Below are 14,826 nucleotides of genomic sequence, written 5' to 3' on the forward strand. Positions count from 1 at the left end.
AGTGGAAGTGGTCTGCCCGACAAACGCAAAGTGGCTCCTTCAGTAGCTTCTTGTCGAAAGTATCGTAGAGGCCACTTTCACAGAGTTGGTATTGCCATGACTACACCCGATTCCACTTCCCCTTGGCATGCGCGTGCCGCTTCACTGGTCACCGATGGGCGGCTCTTTATCAATGGCGAGCGTGTTCCCGCCAAGGACGGCCAAACCTTTGAGAAGCACTCGCCGTTGAACGGATTGGGTTTGGGCACCGTCGCCCGTGGACAAAAAGCTGACATTGATGCCGCTGTGGCGGCAGCCCGCGCGGCGTTTGCTGATCGGCGTTGGGCAGGGCAGTCGCCCAAGGCCCGCAAAAAGGTTCTCCAGCGTTGGTCGGAGCTGGTGATGACGGCCCGTGATGAGTTGGCATTGCTGGAGACCATGGATATGGGCAAGCCTATCTCTCACAGCCTGGCGGTTGACGTGCCTGCCACGGCCAACTGCATCGCTTGGTACGGTGAGGCAGTCGACAAGCTGTACGACGAAATTGCACCCACGGCAGACACTGCCTTGGCACTCATCACCCGGGAGGCCATGGGTGTCATCGGTGCCATCGTCCCATGGAACTACCCGCTCATCATGGCCGCCTGGAAACTGGGCCCTGCTTTGGCTGCGGGAAACAGCGTGGTGCTCAAGCCCAGCGAAAAGTCCCCCTATACCGCCCTGCGATTGGCCGAATTGGCGCTGGAGGCAGGTTTGCCCGCAGGCGTCTTCAATGTGGTGACCGGTTATGGCCATGAGGCGGGCGAGGCCCTTGCGCTACACATGGATGTGGATGCTATTGGTTTCACCGGCTCCACCCGCATTGGCCGGCGCATGCTGGCGTGTTCTGCTGAGTCCAACCTCAAGAGGGTGTACAACGAGCTGGGTGGCAAATCCGCCTTTGTGGTTTTCAATGATGCCAAAGACGTGGCCGCTGCTGCCCGGGCTGCAGCAGGCTCTGTGTTCTACAACCAGGGCGAGTCTTGTAATGCGCCTACCCGCCTGTTGGTGCAACAGGATGTGGTGCCCGAGTTCATGGCGGCCTTGCAGGACGAAGCCCGCAAATACCTGCCTGGTGACCCGCTACAGGAGTCCACGGAAATGGGTGCCTTGGTAGACGCGGGGCAAATGAGCACCGTGTTGGGTTACATCCATCAAGGTCAGGCTGAGGGTGCCAACATTGCTTTCGGCGGCCGGCGTGTGCGGTCCGAGACGGGTGGCTATTTTGTGGAGCCCACGATCTTCGAGGGTGTGCGTAACGACATGAAGATTGCACGCGAAGAGATCTTCGGTCCGGTGCTTGGCGTGATTCCTTTTGCCAACGAGGCGGAGGCGCTGGCTTTGGCCAATGACAGTGTGTATGGCTTGCAGGCCAGTGTCTGGAGCAGCCAGATTGACCGCGCGCATCGGGTAGCCCGCGGCCTGAAGGCCGGCACTGTGCATGTGAACCAGTACGACGAAGACGACATTACGGTGCCCTTCGGTGGCTACAAGCAGTCCGGTAACGGGCGTGACAAATCCTTGCACGCCTTTGACAAGTACACCGAGCTGAAGACCACCTGGCTCCGGATCGACGCCTGATCCCCACATTGAGGTTGTTTATGTCCCAGTCTGTCCAAGCGGCGGCGTCGGCCGCGCACGCCCCTTCTTATTACGCCGCCAGCGGTCTGCCCCAACCGGAGCGTGCTCCCTTGAGGGGGAGTGTCGAAGCCGATGTCGTCGTCATCGGTGCCGGCTACACCGGCTTGTCGTCAGCATTGCATTTAGCCGAAGCCGGATTCAAAGTGGTGGTTCTGGAAGCGGCCAAAGTGGGTTGGGGCGCTTCAGGCCGCAATGGTGGCCAGTTGGTGCACAGCTACTCGCGGGACATGGATGTGATTGAGGCTCGCTATGGCAGCACCACCGCGCAAGTCCTGGGCAGCATGGCCTTCGAGGGTGCCAAAATCATCCGCGAGCGGATTGACAAGTACCAGATTGACTGTCACTTCAAACCGGGTGGCATGTTTGCCGCCATCACTGCCAAGCAGGTCAAGCAGTTGGAGCACCACAAACAGCTCTGGGAGCGCTACGGTCACCAGCAGCTGAGCCTTTTGGACGCGACTGAAAGCGAAGTCGCCATCGGCACCGGGCGCTACCGCGCCACTTTGCTCGATCACAGTGCCGGACACATGCATCCACTGCGCTTGGCTCAAGGCGAAGCTGCTGCATTCGAGTCACTGGGGGGTGTCGTGCACGAGGGCTCGCCGGTGCTGCGCATTGAGCGCGGCGACCCTGCCGTGGTGCACACCGCACAAGGTCAGGTAAAAGCCCGCTTTGTCATCGTAGCCTGCAACGCCTATATCGGCGGGCTGGAGCCTCAGCTGGCCTCGCGGTCCATGCCTTGTGGTACCCAGGTGATTGCGACGGAGCCCTTGGGAGATCGCTTCCCTGAAATCCTGCCCAGCGACTACTGCGTCGAGGACAGCAACTTTCTGCTGGACTATTTCCGCCTCTCCGGTGACCGGCGCCTTCTGTATGGCGGTGGCGTGATTTACGGCGCCCGGGACCCGCAGCATGTGGAGTCCATCATCCGGCCCAAGCTGCTGAAAACATTTCCTCAATTGAAAGATGTTCGCATCGACTATGGCTGGACGGGCAACTTCCTGCTGACCCTGTCGCGTCTGCCGGAAGTGGGGCGCCTGAGTTCCAATATTTACTACTCGCAAGGCTGCTCAGGGCACGGGGTTACCTTCACCCATTTGATCGGACGGGTAATCAGCGAGGTGATTCAAGGCCAAGCCAACCGCTTCGATGCCTTTGCCAATCTGCCGCATTACCCCTTCCCGGGCGGGCGGTGGTTCAGGGTGCCGCTCACCGCGCTGGGCGCCTGGTATTACGACCTCCGGGACAAGTTGCAAATCTAGAGTTTCAGGGCGATGTGGGGGTCGCCTTGGCCACCAGCCGGAACTTGATCTTGACCGTGTCCTGCACCGTCAGCGCTCCCATGGCGATGCTCAAGGGGGTGATGCCGAAATCCGACTGGCGGATCTCAAAACTGCCCTGAATTGCCAAGGCGCTTTCAGCGAGACGGGCAGCCGTATCTCGCGCGTCTGGTCCTTGATACGCATGCTGGCCACGACGTCGGGGCTGGCAGCGCTTCCGGTGATGCGGATGGCGCGGAAACTGATCTTCGGGAAATGCTCACCATCCAGCAGGGTGGGGCGCAGCATGTTGGCCTTGGTGCCCGCTTTGGCATCTTCACTCACGTTGAGGGGAAAGTCTTCTCCCTCTTCGGACCGGGCAGCGTTGTCATCGACGATCAGGGTGTTGACCGGGACCTCCATCTCAAACCCGGAGCTCTCTGCAGTGGCTCCGCGCCATATTTGCCCTTGCAAGTCGGCAGAGCTGATGACATGGTTGTGCCCCAGTCGCGCCATGGTGCCGCCCCGGTACACCAGAATGCGCAAGCTGGACTCAGCCGGTTCTATGCGATAGCTCTTTAGATTGGCAATTGTTGGGGGCGTGGGTGGCGTCGAGGGCCTTGCTGACGTGGCTTCTGCAGGGACAGGTTGAGGGCCTGGCACGCGCTCAGGCTGTGAGCTGCACGCCCAGAGCCCCAGGGTGGCCAGCAGCCCCAACAGGTAGCCAGGCTTGCGCATCTGCGTTAGCACTCCACGATGGCTTTGATGACACCTGCTGCAGGGTTCAACAGGTCTTTGAACTTTTCAGGAACGTCGGCCAGGGGCATGCGGTGGGTGTTCAATGCGGTCGGGATCAGACCCGCACGCATGGCTTCCAATACGGTCTGGAAGTCTTCGGTGGTGGCGTTACGACTGCCCATCAGCGTCATCTCCCGTTTGTGGAACTCCGGGTCGGAGAAGGTAATGTTGGAGGCTACGACGGAGATTAATGTGTACGTGCCACCGTGGGCCACAAATTTAAACCCGCGCTCCATGGCCTTGGGGTTGCCAGTGGCATCAAACACCACGTCAAAGAACTCCTGGTTGGTGAGCGTGGCCAGTTCAGCCTCGTCACTATCGCCCAAGGTGACACCGGCACTGACGCCCAATGCGCTGGTGCAGAAGTTCAGCCGGTCCTGCCGGCTGTCGAGGGCCGTCACCACAGCCCCGCGCAACTTGGTAAAAATCATGGCGGCCATGCCAATGGGGCCTGCGCCCACGACCAGCACACGCTGCCCTTTTTGGACCTGAGCCCTGCGTACTGCATGAGCACCGATGGCGAGAAACTCCACCATCGCAGCCTGGTCCAGCGTGACACCATTGGCCTTGTGCACAAATTGCTGCGGCACGCTCAAGTACTCCGTGAAGGCACCGTCGCGGTGTACGCCCAGCACCTGGATGCGGGTGCAGCAGTTGGTCTTGCCTGCGCGGCACGCAATGCAGGTTCCGCAGGACAGGTAGGGCATCACGTACACGGTGTCGCCGGCTTGCAGCGAGCCGCCTTCGGGCGCTTCCTCCACAATCCCTGAGAGCTCATGCCCCATCACGCGGGGGTAGTTCAGATAGGGCTGGTTGCCGGTGAAGATATGCAGGTCGGTGCCGCATACGCCCACGCGTTTCACGCGCAGCAGTACATCTCCTTCTGCACGCTCTGGCTTGGGGGTGTCATGGGCACGCAGGGTGCCGGGGGTTTCGCAAACAACGGTCAACATGTCGATTTCCTCGGGTTTATTCCAGATTCTGTGCAATGAGTTCAGCACGGGTGGGCAGGCCTTCCATGTCCCCGACCACTTGCAGGGCGCGTGAAGCAATCCAATTGGCGCGACGCAAAGCGCGTTGCCAGCTCAAGCCTTCCAGCTGTGCGCTGATGATGCCCACGGCAAAGGCATCACCGGCACCCACGGTGTCGACTACCACGGGCACGGGCACGCCGGGCACGTGGCCTTGCTCGCCGGCAGCGGTGCGGAAGTAGGCGCCTTGCGCCCCCTGCTTGATCACTACTACTTTTGCGTCCCGGTCCAGGTACCACGCCGCAATGTCGGCCGGGGTGTTTTGACCGGTCAGCAGTTTGCCTTCGTCGATTCCCGGCAGCACCCAATCCGCATGGCGGGCCAGGTCGTTGAGGGTGTCGCGCATGGTGGCGGTATCAGGCCACAAGCTGGGGCGCAGGTTGGGGTCAAACGACACGCTGCGCCCAGCGGCGCGCAGGGTTTGCATGGCGTGGGCCACGAGCTCACGGGCGGCCGGTGACAGGGCCGGTGTAATGCCCGTAGTGTGCACATGCCGCGCGCGCAGGGCGTAGTCGGTGCTGAGGTGCCCCATGCTGAGTTGGCTGGCCGCTGAGCCCCGCCGGTAGTACTCGATGGATGGGTCGCTGCCATCCACGCTGCGCGACTTGAGCATGAAACCGGTGGAGCGTTGAAGGTCAATCTCGACCTGGGACGTGTCCACACCTTCGGCCTCGACGGTCGTGCGCACATAGCTGCCAAACGAATCGGCCCCCAGGCGGCTGACCCAACCGACTTTGAAACCCAGACGGGCCAGGCCGATGGCCACATTGGTGTCGGCCCCCGCAATGCGTTTGGTGAAACTCTGCACCCCGGCCAGTGGGCCGGGCTCTTGGGCGACCAGCAGCGCCATGGTTTCGCCCATGGACAGCACGTCCAGTGCTTCAGGCTTAGTGCTCACGCTGTGAGCTCCCCACGATTGACCGCTTCCAGGGTGGCTGCGACGCCGACCGTTTGTAGCGATTGCAACAGCGGAATCAAGGCGGCGGTGAGCGTGGCGTTACCAGCCAAGTCGCCGAACACCGGCGCATAGGCCAGCATGGCGTCTACCGATTGCGTGTTCACGCCCTGACTGAGGTTCTGTTGGTAGAGAGTGTAGAGTGCCTCCGCATGCGGGTCGTCAATGCGGTAGGCCTGACCCTGTTCGTCCACACCTCGAAGATAGTGCATCCAGGCGGCTAGACCTAAGGCCATGCGTGTGACGGGTAGTTGACGTGCAAGGCGATCGCGCAGCGTGCCCAGCAGGCGCTGGGGTAGCTTTTGTGAGCCGTCCATGGCGATCTGGTGGGTACGGTGGGCCAAGGCGGGGTTGGCATAGCGGGCCAACAGATTGTGGCGGTAGGTGGCTACATCCAAGCCGGGCAAAGCGGGCAGGGTGGGTTCAATCTCGTCACGCATCAGCGCTTCGATGTGGCTGCTCAGGGCGGGCTGTGCAATGGCCTTGTCCACCGTCTGCCAGCCAGCCATCGCGCCCAGGTAGGCGAGGCTGGAATGGGTGCCGTTCACCATGCGCAGCTTGAGTCGCTCAAAGGGCTCGGCATCGGGCACAAAGCGCGCACCGCCCAATGTCCAGTCCGGGCGGTCTGCCGCAAACTCGTCTTCAATCGCCCAGTCAAAAAACGGCTCGCCCAGCACGGGCCAGGCATCAGCGCAGCCCAGCGCAGCGCTCACCGCGGCACGATCGGCATCGGTGGTTTTGGGCACGATGCGGTCCACCATGGAGCATGGAAAACAGCACTGGCGCTCTATCCATAAGGATAGTTTGCTATCAATTTCTTCAGCAAACCGCAGCACGGCAGCACGCAGCACACGCCCGTTGGCCGGCAGGTTGTCCAGTGACATCAGCGTCAACGGGCCGTGGCCCAGTGTGTGGCGCAGCTGCAAACCATAGACCAGCATGCCCACGGCGGAGCGGGGTGTTTTCGGGTGGGCCAGGTCATGGACGATATCCGGATGGTCCAACCGCAAGGTACCGGTGGCCGGGTCATGGCAGTAGCCCTTTTCGGTCACCGTCAGGCTCACGATGCGCGTGTCGGGGGCGGCAATCGCATCCAGCACCGCCTGTGGGTTCTCGGGGGCCACCAGCATGCGCAGCACCGCGCCAATCACCTGCAGGCGCTGGCGGGGCTGGCCCTGGGCGTCCGCATCCCGAATGGCCAGTGTGTAGAGCCCGTCCTGAGGTGCAAGGGCATCGCGCGTATCGGGCTGGCGAAGCGACACGCCGGTGATGCCCCAGCGCAAATCACCCGCAGCAATGGCAGCCTCAGTGGCCGCCGCCATGTGGGCGCGCATGAACGCGCCTATGCCCAGATGGACGATGCCGGTTTTCAGCGCCCGGCGGTCGTAGGCCGGGCGGTCCACGGCGGCTGGCAGGGCTGCGAGCGTGGTGTCATTCAATCGGTTCATATCCCGCATCACCAGTTGGTCAGCGTACCGTCGTGTTGCAGCCGGTTGACCGGCAGATAGGCACGCTGGTAGGGGTACTTGGCCGCCAGTTCCTCGTCAATCGTCACACCATGGCCGGGCGCTTCGCCGGGGTGCATGAAACCGTCCTTGAAGCTGTAGGCGTGGGGGAACACGGCATCCGTTTCGTCGGTGTGGCGCATGTATTCCTGGATACCGAAGTTGGGGACCCAGAGGTCAAAGTTGAGCGCAGCGCCCATGCACACCGGCGACAAATCGGTGGCGCCGTGTGAACCGGTGCGCACCTGGTAAAGCGCCGCCAAGTCCGCAATGCGGCGCAGGTGGGTGATGCCACCGGCGTGGACTACGGTGGTGCGGATGTAGTCGATCAGCTGGTTCTCGATCAGGTCCTTGCAGTCCCAGATGGTGTTGAAAATCTCGCCCACCGCCAGCGGCGTGGTGGTGTGCTGGCGGATCAGGCGGAAGGCCTCCTGGTTCTCGGCAGGTGTGGCGTCTTCCATCCAGAACAGGCGGTAGGGCTCCAGGTCCTTGCCCAAGCGGCCGGCTTCGATGGGGGTGAGCCGGTGGTGCACATCGTGCAGCAGGTGGATGTCCGGGCCCACGGCAGCGCGCACCTTGTCAAACAGCTCGGGCGTGTGGCGCAGGTACTTCTCGGTGGACCAGTCGTGCTCGCTGGGCAGGTCGGCATCGGCAGGTTCGTAGAACATGGTGCCGCGGCCCACGCCATACACCTTCTCCAGGCCGGGCACGCCGCTCTGGGCGCGAATGGCCTTGTAGCCCATCTCCTTGTAGCGCAGCACTTCTTCCACGGTTTGGCTGATGTCTTTGCCATTGGCGTGGCCGTAGACCATGACGCCGGTGCGGCTCTTGCCACCCAGCAACTGGTACAGCGGCATGTTGGCGGCCTTGGCTTTGATGTCCCAGAGCGCGGTGTCCACGCCGGCAATGGCGCTCATGGTGACAGGGCCGCGGCGCCAGTAGGCACCTTTGTAGAGGTACTGCCAGATGTCTTCAATCTGCTGTGGGTCACGGCCTATCAGGCAGGGAATGACGTGCTCAGTCAGGTAGCTGGCTACGGCCAGCTCGCGACCGTTGAGCGTCGCATCGCCGATGCCGGTCAGGCCCTCATCGGTTTCGATTTTCAGGGTGACAAAGTTGCGGCTCGGTGCGCAAATGATGACTTTGGCGGAAATGATTTTCATGGGGTTCGGGAATGAGGTTTACATCACGGCGCCTAGCGCCCAGGGTACAAATTCGTTCTGGCCGTAGCCATGCAGCTCGCTCTTGGTCTTGCGGCCCGAGGCTGCGGCCAGCATCTCCTGAAAAATGCGCTCGCCCAACTGCTCCACGGTCTCGCTGCCGTCGATCACAGTGCCGCAGTTGATGTCCATGTCTTCTTCCTGCTTGGCCCACAGCGCGTTGTTGGTGGCCAACTTGAGTGAGGGCGAAGGTGCGCAGCCGTAGGCCGAGCCCCGGCCGGTGGTAAAGCAAATCAGGTTCGCACCACCCGCCACCTGTCCGGTGGCCGACACGGGGTCGTAGCCCGGTGTGTCCATATAGACAAAGCCTTTGGCAGTGATGGGTTGCGCGTATTCGTACACATCGACCATGGGTGTGGTGCCGCCTTTGGCGATGGCGCCCAAAGACTTTTCCAGAATGGTGGTGAGGCCGCCTGCCTTGTTGCCCGCCGAGGGGTTGTTGTCCATCTCGGCGTGGTGGCGGGCGCAGTAGTCAGTCCACCACTGCAAGCGGGCTTCGAGCTTGTCGGCCACGGCTTGCGACACCGCGCGCTGCAGCAGCAGGTGTTCGCCGCCATAGATTTCTGGCGTTTCAGACAAGACGGCCGTGCCGCCATAGTGCACCAGCAGGTCTACCGCCGCGCCCAAGCCGGGGTTGGCGCTGATGCCGGAGTAGCCGTCCGAGCCGCCGCACTGCAGGCCCACGATGAGGTGGCTGGCGGGCACTGGCTCGCGCTTGACAGCGTTGGCCTCGGCCAGCAGGCCTTTGACGACCTCGATGCCCCGGGCCACGCTTTTGGCAGTGCCGCCGGTGTCTTGGATGCTGAAGGTCACCAGCTTGGCGCCCTCGCGCAAGCCTTCTTGCGCCAGCAGGCCCTGAATCTGGTTGGTCTCGCAGCCCAGGCCCACCACGATCACGGCCGCAAAGTTGGCGTGACGGGCGTAGCCGGCCAGGGTACGACGCAGCACCTGAAGGCCTTCGCCCTCGCTGTCGGTGGCGCAACCGGCGCCGTGGGTCAAGGCCACGATGCCATCCACATTCGGAAATGCCGCCAGTGCTTCGGGGTGGATGTCGCGGCGGAAGTGGTCGGCAATGGCGCGGGCCACGGTGGCCGAGCAGTTCACGCTGGTCAGCACGCCTATGTAGTTGCGGGTGGCCACACGCCCATCACCGCGCTTTATGCCTTCAAACTTGGCCGGGGTGTCCACATAGGTCACGGGCCGCACATCACCCCCCACGGCGTGGCCGCGGTCAAAACGGCTGAATGCGAGGTTGTGGGTGTGCACATGCTGGCCCGCAGCGATGGGCTGCGTGGCAGTGCCGATGATCTGGTTGTAGCGCCGCACCGGTTCGCCCGCCGCAATGGCACGCACCGCCACCTTGTGGCCCGGCGGAATCAGGCCGGAGATGGTGATGCCTTCCGTGGCTATGCGGGTGCCGCCCAGCAACTGCTGCCGGGCGATCACCACATCGTCCGCCGGGTGAATGCGAATGACCGGGTTCATTTCAGCAGGCCCATCTGGTGCGGCAACCACAGGGTGATGGCGGGAACGTAAGTGATGGCTATGAGCGCCACGATCAACGGAACCAGCCAAGGCAGGATGGCCATGGTGGTCCGCTCGACCGAGAGCTTGGAAATACGAGCCAGCACAAACAACACCATGCCCAGCGGCGGATGCAGCAGCCCGATCATCAGGTTCAGCGTCATGATGATGCCGAACTGGATAGGGTCAATGCCCAGTTTCAGCACGATGGGGATCAGGATGGGCACGAGAATGGTGATGGCGGCAATCGTGTCGATGAAGCAACCCACAAACAAAATCAGCAAGTTCGCCAGCAGAAGGAATACCCACTTGTTGCTGGTGATGGACAGAATCCAGTCTGCCAAAGCCTGCGCGGCTTGCGTGGTGGTCAGCAGCCAGGCAAAGATGGACGCAGCCGTCACGATGAAGAGTACCGAGGAGGTGGTTTCAATCGTCTCGAAAGTGGCTTGAGCGAGGGTGCGAAGGGTCATGGACCGGTAGCGCACCAGACCCAGAAACAGCGCCCAGATCACCGCGGCCACTGCCGCTTCAGTCGGCGTGAACCAGCCCATGGTCATGCCGCCGATCAGGATCACAGGCGCCATCAGCGCCAGTACCGCCGAGAAGTTAAAGCGCCAGTCCAGCACCATGAGCGCGACAAAGGCTGTTCCGGTAGCCATGTTGACCGAGGCTCCGGCTTTCACCGCCAACCACACTGCCATAGGGAAGGCCAGAACCAGCAGGATTTCCAGTGTTGCGCCACCCAGGCGCCCCCAGTGGAACGCCACGTCGCCGCCCCAGCCGTTGCGCCGGGCAAAGTAAGCCACCGTGGCCATCATCAGGGCGGTCATGAACAAGCCGGGCAGGATGCCGGCCACAAACAAGGCGCCGATGGACACGTTGGCCATCATTCCGTAAATCACAAAGGGCAGGGAGGGCGGGATGATGGGGCCCAGCGTGGCCGAAGCGGCAGTCACCCCCACCGAAAACTCGGTGCTGTAGCCATGCTCTTTCATGGCCTTGATTTCAATCGAACCCAGGCCGGCTGCATCCGCAATGGCGGTGCCTGACATGCCCGAAAAAATCACCGAGCCGATGATGTTCACCTGGCCCAGGCCGCCCTTCATCCAACCCACCAGGGCTACCGCAAAGTCGTAAATGCGGCTGGTGATGCCTGCAATGTTCATCAGGTTGCCGGCCAGAATGAAGAAGGGCACGGCCAGCAGCGGAAAGGACTCGATGCCGGCAATCATGCGCTGCGCCAACACGATGTCGGGCACGGTGCCGGACACCAGGATGTAAATCAGCGAGCCGCCCGCCATAGACACCGCCACCGGCAGGCCACAGAGCATCAGGCCCAGAAAAGAAAGAATGAGTAGCAACATGGGGGAGTCCGTTCAGTCGTCCGAGCCGTCGAAGTAGCCGGGGTTTTGCAGCGCGGAGAATCCGCGGCGCCAGTTCTCAATGCCCACCTGCAAGGCGCGCACGCTCATCAGTGCGAAGCCTGCAAAGGCCAGCCAATACACATGGCTCTTGTTCCAGTTGATGGTGGTCATGGGCTCGTTGTCCACGGCCATTGCATAGCGCGCAACCAACCAGGCACCGTAGCTGTAAAAGGCGAGTGCCGCAATGTCCACGGCAGTTGACAGCGCGCGCCCTGCAGGCACCGGCAGGTAGCGGTAGATCAGGTTAACCTGGATGTGACGCACACGGCGCACACACATGGAGGCGCCGATAAATACCACCGGCATCAGGCAGTACACGGCCAGTTCTTCGGTCCAGGCAAACGAGTCGTTCAGTACATAGCGACTGAAGAACTGCAGAAACACCAGGCCGGCCATGGTCCAGAAAAAGCCCAGGCAAATCCAGTCTTCAACGCCGTAGCCCGAGAGGTCGACCGTGTGCTGGTCGGCCTCTGCAAAGCTGGCGACCAGCGCTTCCGCGCTGGTCTCGACGGGACGTGATTCGGCTGCGCCGCCCGACAAGGGCAGGGAGCTGTGAAGCGTCATGTCGTGTCGCCTTACTTGATGGCCTGGATGCGGTCCCAGTCAGCCTTCTGGTAGCCGAACTGCTCGAAAGGCACGTTCTTGAGCACGGTGTCGCGGAATTCATTGGTGTTCACGTCCGTCACGCTCACGCCTTTGCTGCGGAAGATGGCAGCCAGTTCGCCTTCGCGGGCAGCCACTTCCTTGGAGGCTTTGGCAGCGGCTTCGAGGGCCACATCGGTAAAGATTTTCTTGTCAGCGTCCGAGAGCTTTTTCCACAAGGCGCCAGCGACCACGGTGTTGAGGTGGTCCACGATATGGCCGGTCAGCACGATGTGCTTTTGCACCTCGTAGAACTTCTTGGCTTCGATGGTGGGCAGCGGGTTCTCCTGGGCTTCGACCGTGCCGTTTTGCAGTGCAAGGTAGACCTCGGCAAACGCAATCGGCGAGGTGTTGGCGCCGCAGGCACGCGGCATGGCCAGGTAGGCGGGCACGTCAGGCACGCGCATCTTCAGGCCCTTCATGTCGGCGCACTTGGCAATCGGCTTGTTGCTGGTGGTGTGGCGGGTGCCGTAGTAGGTAGTTGCAATGATTTCGTTGCCGCTCTTTTGCTCGTAGCCGGCGGTCAGCTCTTTGTAAATGTCGCTCTTGGTGTAGGCCAGCAGGTGATCTACGTTGCGGAAGGTGTAGGGGTAGTAGGTCACTCCGATGCGGGGGAAAGCCTTGGCCGCAAAGCTGGAGCCCGAGATGATGATGTCCACCGTGCCCAAGGCCAGGCCTTGGTTGATGTCGTTTTCCTTGCCCAGCTGCGAGGCAGGATACACATCGATCTGGTAGCGACCGTTGGTGCGTTTCTGGATTTCCTGCGCAGCCCAGACGGACGCGGTGTGGAACGGCTCACTGGGCTCGTAGACGTGGGCCCATTTGAGCTTGGTCTGCGCGAAAGCGGGGGCGGCGACCACCAGGCTTGCAGCCAGGGCCAGCGAAATGCGTTTGAATGTCATGCTCTTTGTCTCCTCTTGTTGTGAAAGTTGCGCAGGCGGGTCCGGTTGATGAATCAGCCGGGAATCAACTGCACTTTGGTACTGCGGCCTCTGTCCAATGCCAGATCGAAGGCCGCTTTCGATTGGCTGATCGGCAACTGGGCGCTGATGAGCGGGCGCACATCGGCTCGCCGGCTGCGAATGGCCTGTACGGCCCAGTCGAATTCGATATCGGCGCGGAAGGCGCCCACGTAGTCCAGCTCGCGCGACATGATGTCGTTGGCCGGAAAAGGAATTTCTGCGGGCAGCGTGCCCACCTGCACCACGCGTCCGCCGCGGCGTACCGCAGCCAGGCAGCCCGCCAGTGCAGCAGGGTGGCCGGCGGCTTCCAGCGCCACATCGACACGGCCTTTCCATGCAGAGGTATCGGGCAAAGCTTCGTCGGCGCCCACGGTCAGCGCCATCTCGCGGGCCCGCTCGCTGGGGTCGCAGGCAATCACGCGGCCTGCACCGGCCAGGCGCGCAGCAATCACCGACATGCAGCCTATGGTGCCTGCCCCGGTCACCAGCACAGTGGCACCCAGCACTTCGCCCGCGCGGCGCACAGCATGCAGGCCCACCGACAGCGGCTCGGCGCAGGCAATCTCACCCAGGCTCACATCTTCATCAATGGCGGTGAGCTGGGCCTCATTCATCACAAAGTGCTCACGGAAGAAGCCGTGGATGTGCGGGAAGATGGCCGCACTGCCCAGAAACACCATCTTCTCGCACAGGTTGCTGCGTCCGGCCCGGCAGGCGGGGCACACGCCGCAGGGGTGGGCCGGGTTGACAGCCACTTTCTGGCCGACCTTCACCTTGGTAACCCCGTCGCCCACCGCATCCACCACACCCGAGGCCTCATGCCCCGGCACAAAGGGCGCGCGGATGGCGAAGATGCCTGCCCGGCCGTGCTGGTAGTAGTGCAGGTCGGAGCCGCAAATGCCGCCTGCGCCCAGCCGCATGCGCACCTGGCCGGGGCCGGGGTTCTGGGTGTCGTGGTGTTCCACGCTGAGGTTCAGCGGGCCATTCAAGGTGCAGGCAAGGCTCATGGTCGGTGTGTCCGGTGGAGTCAGGCGTCGGTAGGTGTGGTCCAGCCGGCAGAGAAGCGTTCGTGCGAATGGTCCAGGTGGCCGCTCATGGCAGCGCGCGCCATGTCGGGGTCGTGCGCGGCAATGGCGTCGACCACGGCGCGGTGTTCGTCCACCGCGGCTTTCCAGGTGGCTTCGCGCTCAAAGTGGCCGCCCAGCTTCTGGAACAGGGGGCCGTTGCGTTCGTCAAACAGCTGGGTGACTACCGCTTGCAATGCGCTGTTGTCGCTGGCCTGCGCAATGCGGATGTGAAAGGCCCGGTCCCCGCGTATGGGCAGAGTGCGCGCGGCGATGTCAGCTTCCATGTCGCGCAGGGTCTCCAGCAGGTCAGGCACCAGGGTGGGGTCGGTGCTTTTCGCGGCGAGTGCAGCCAGCTCGCATTCGATGAGTTGGCGGGCGCGGATGATTTCCAGCGGGCCGGGCGCGTTGTCCAGCATACGCACGCTTTCGCGGGCTATGACCACGATGCCCGAGCCCATGCGGACTTCGATCAGGCCTTCGACTTCCAGCGCGATCAGCGCTTCACGCACGGACGGGCGGGACACACCCATCTTGGTGGCCAGGTCGCGCTCGGCCGGCAGCTTGCTGCCCACTGCGAATTCGCCGGTCTGGATGAGTTGGCGCAGCTGGTCCGCAATCTGGCGGTACAGCCGGCGGGGCTCTATGGGTTGAAACGGCATACGTTGATTGGCTAAAAGGTAAATTGGTAAGACCAGTTGGCCGGATTGTGGCGTGATTGAGCTTCCAGAAGTTCTAGGGTTTTCCCGATCGGCCCTGCAATGGACGAAAAAAAGCCGCCTC

General features: G+C 62.3%; 13 protein-coding genes. 2 read left to right on the top strand and 11 right to left on the bottom strand.

Annotation, left to right across the window (positions count from 1 at the left end; genetic code table 11):
* Positions 1-96: 96 nt before the first annotated feature.
* Together ACOAP0_RS18460 and ACOAP0_RS18465 are read left to right on the top strand one after the other, a co-directional pair.
* Positions 97-1,599 carry an aldehyde dehydrogenase gene (locus ACOAP0_RS18460; RefSeq protein WP_498377613.1) on the top strand — a complete coding sequence of 501 codons (1,503 nt, stop codon included), beginning with the start codon at positions 97-99 and terminating at the stop codon, positions 1,597-1,599.
* Between the two features lie 20 nt (positions 1,600-1,619).
* Positions 1,620-2,921 (top strand): NAD(P)/FAD-dependent oxidoreductase, encoded by a 1,302-nt coding sequence (locus ACOAP0_RS18465; RefSeq protein ID WP_498377614.1) that lies wholly within the window; start codon positions 1,620-1,622, stop codon positions 2,919-2,921.
* A 90-nt stretch (positions 2,922-3,011) separates the two neighbouring features.
* On the opposite strand, the gene ACOAP0_RS18470 is transcribed toward ACOAP0_RS18465, so the two are convergent.
* From ACOAP0_RS18470 to ACOAP0_RS18520, 11 genes are read right to left on the bottom strand one after another with little or no spacing between them, the layout of a single operon-like run.
* Positions 3,012-3,656 carry a YceI family protein gene (locus tag ACOAP0_RS18470; protein WP_498377615.1) on the bottom strand — a complete coding sequence of 215 codons (645 nt, stop codon included), beginning with the start codon at positions 3,654-3,656 and terminating at the stop codon, positions 3,012-3,014.
* Between the two features lie 5 nt (positions 3,657-3,661).
* Positions 3,662-4,669 carry a zinc-binding alcohol dehydrogenase family protein gene (locus tag ACOAP0_RS18475; RefSeq protein WP_498377616.1) on the bottom strand — a complete coding sequence of 336 codons (1,008 nt, stop codon included), beginning with the start codon at positions 4,667-4,669 and terminating at the stop codon, positions 3,662-3,664.
* A gap of 16 nt (positions 4,670-4,685) precedes the next feature.
* Positions 4,686-5,609, bottom strand: a complete 924-nt coding sequence (locus ACOAP0_RS18480; RefSeq protein ID WP_498377807.1) for a sugar kinase — start codon at positions 5,607-5,609, stop codon at positions 4,686-4,688.
* A gap of 32 nt (positions 5,610-5,641) precedes the next feature.
* Complete coding sequence (locus tag ACOAP0_RS18485; protein WP_498377617.1) at positions 5,642-7,150, bottom strand: mannitol dehydrogenase family protein; 1,509 nt, start codon at positions 7,148-7,150, stop codon at positions 5,642-5,644.
* 8 nt (positions 7,151-7,158) lie between these two features.
* On the bottom strand, positions 7,159-8,370 hold the full coding sequence (gene manD, locus ACOAP0_RS18490; RefSeq protein WP_498377618.1) for a D-mannonate dehydratase ManD: 1,212 nt from the start codon (positions 8,368-8,370) through the stop codon (positions 7,159-7,161).
* 18 nt (positions 8,371-8,388) lie between these two features.
* The gene (locus tag ACOAP0_RS18495; RefSeq protein ID WP_498377619.1) at positions 8,389-9,912 is read right to left on the bottom strand and encodes a UxaA family hydrolase; all 1,524 of its coding nucleotides are present in this window, start codon (positions 9,910-9,912) and stop codon (positions 8,389-8,391) included.
* Entirely contained in the window at positions 9,909-11,315 is a 1,407-nt protein-coding gene (locus ACOAP0_RS18500) for a TRAP transporter large permease (protein ID WP_087493661.1), read from the bottom strand. Before ACOAP0_RS18500 ends, ACOAP0_RS18495 begins: the two co-directional genes overlap by 4 nt.
* Before the next feature lie 12 nt (positions 11,316-11,327).
* The gene (locus ACOAP0_RS18505; RefSeq protein ID WP_498377620.1) at positions 11,328-11,939 is read right to left on the bottom strand and encodes a TRAP transporter small permease; all 612 of its coding nucleotides are present in this window, start codon (positions 11,937-11,939) and stop codon (positions 11,328-11,330) included.
* A gap of 11 nt (positions 11,940-11,950) precedes the next feature.
* Positions 11,951-12,919 (bottom strand): sialic acid TRAP transporter substrate-binding protein SiaP, encoded by a 969-nt coding sequence (locus tag ACOAP0_RS18510; protein WP_198301877.1) that lies wholly within the window; start codon positions 12,917-12,919, stop codon positions 11,951-11,953.
* A gap of 53 nt (positions 12,920-12,972) precedes the next feature.
* Entirely contained in the window at positions 12,973-13,986 is a 1,014-nt protein-coding gene (locus ACOAP0_RS18515) for an L-idonate 5-dehydrogenase (RefSeq protein WP_498377621.1), read from the bottom strand.
* 20 nt (positions 13,987-14,006) lie between these two features.
* Positions 14,007-14,705, bottom strand: coding sequence for a FadR/GntR family transcriptional regulator (locus ACOAP0_RS18520; protein WP_313866370.1), 699 nt, complete (start codon positions 14,703-14,705; stop codon positions 14,007-14,009).
* Between the last annotated feature and the right edge of the window lie 121 nt (positions 14,706-14,826).

Source organism: Curvibacter sp. Hmag1.1 (assembly GCF_059769165.1).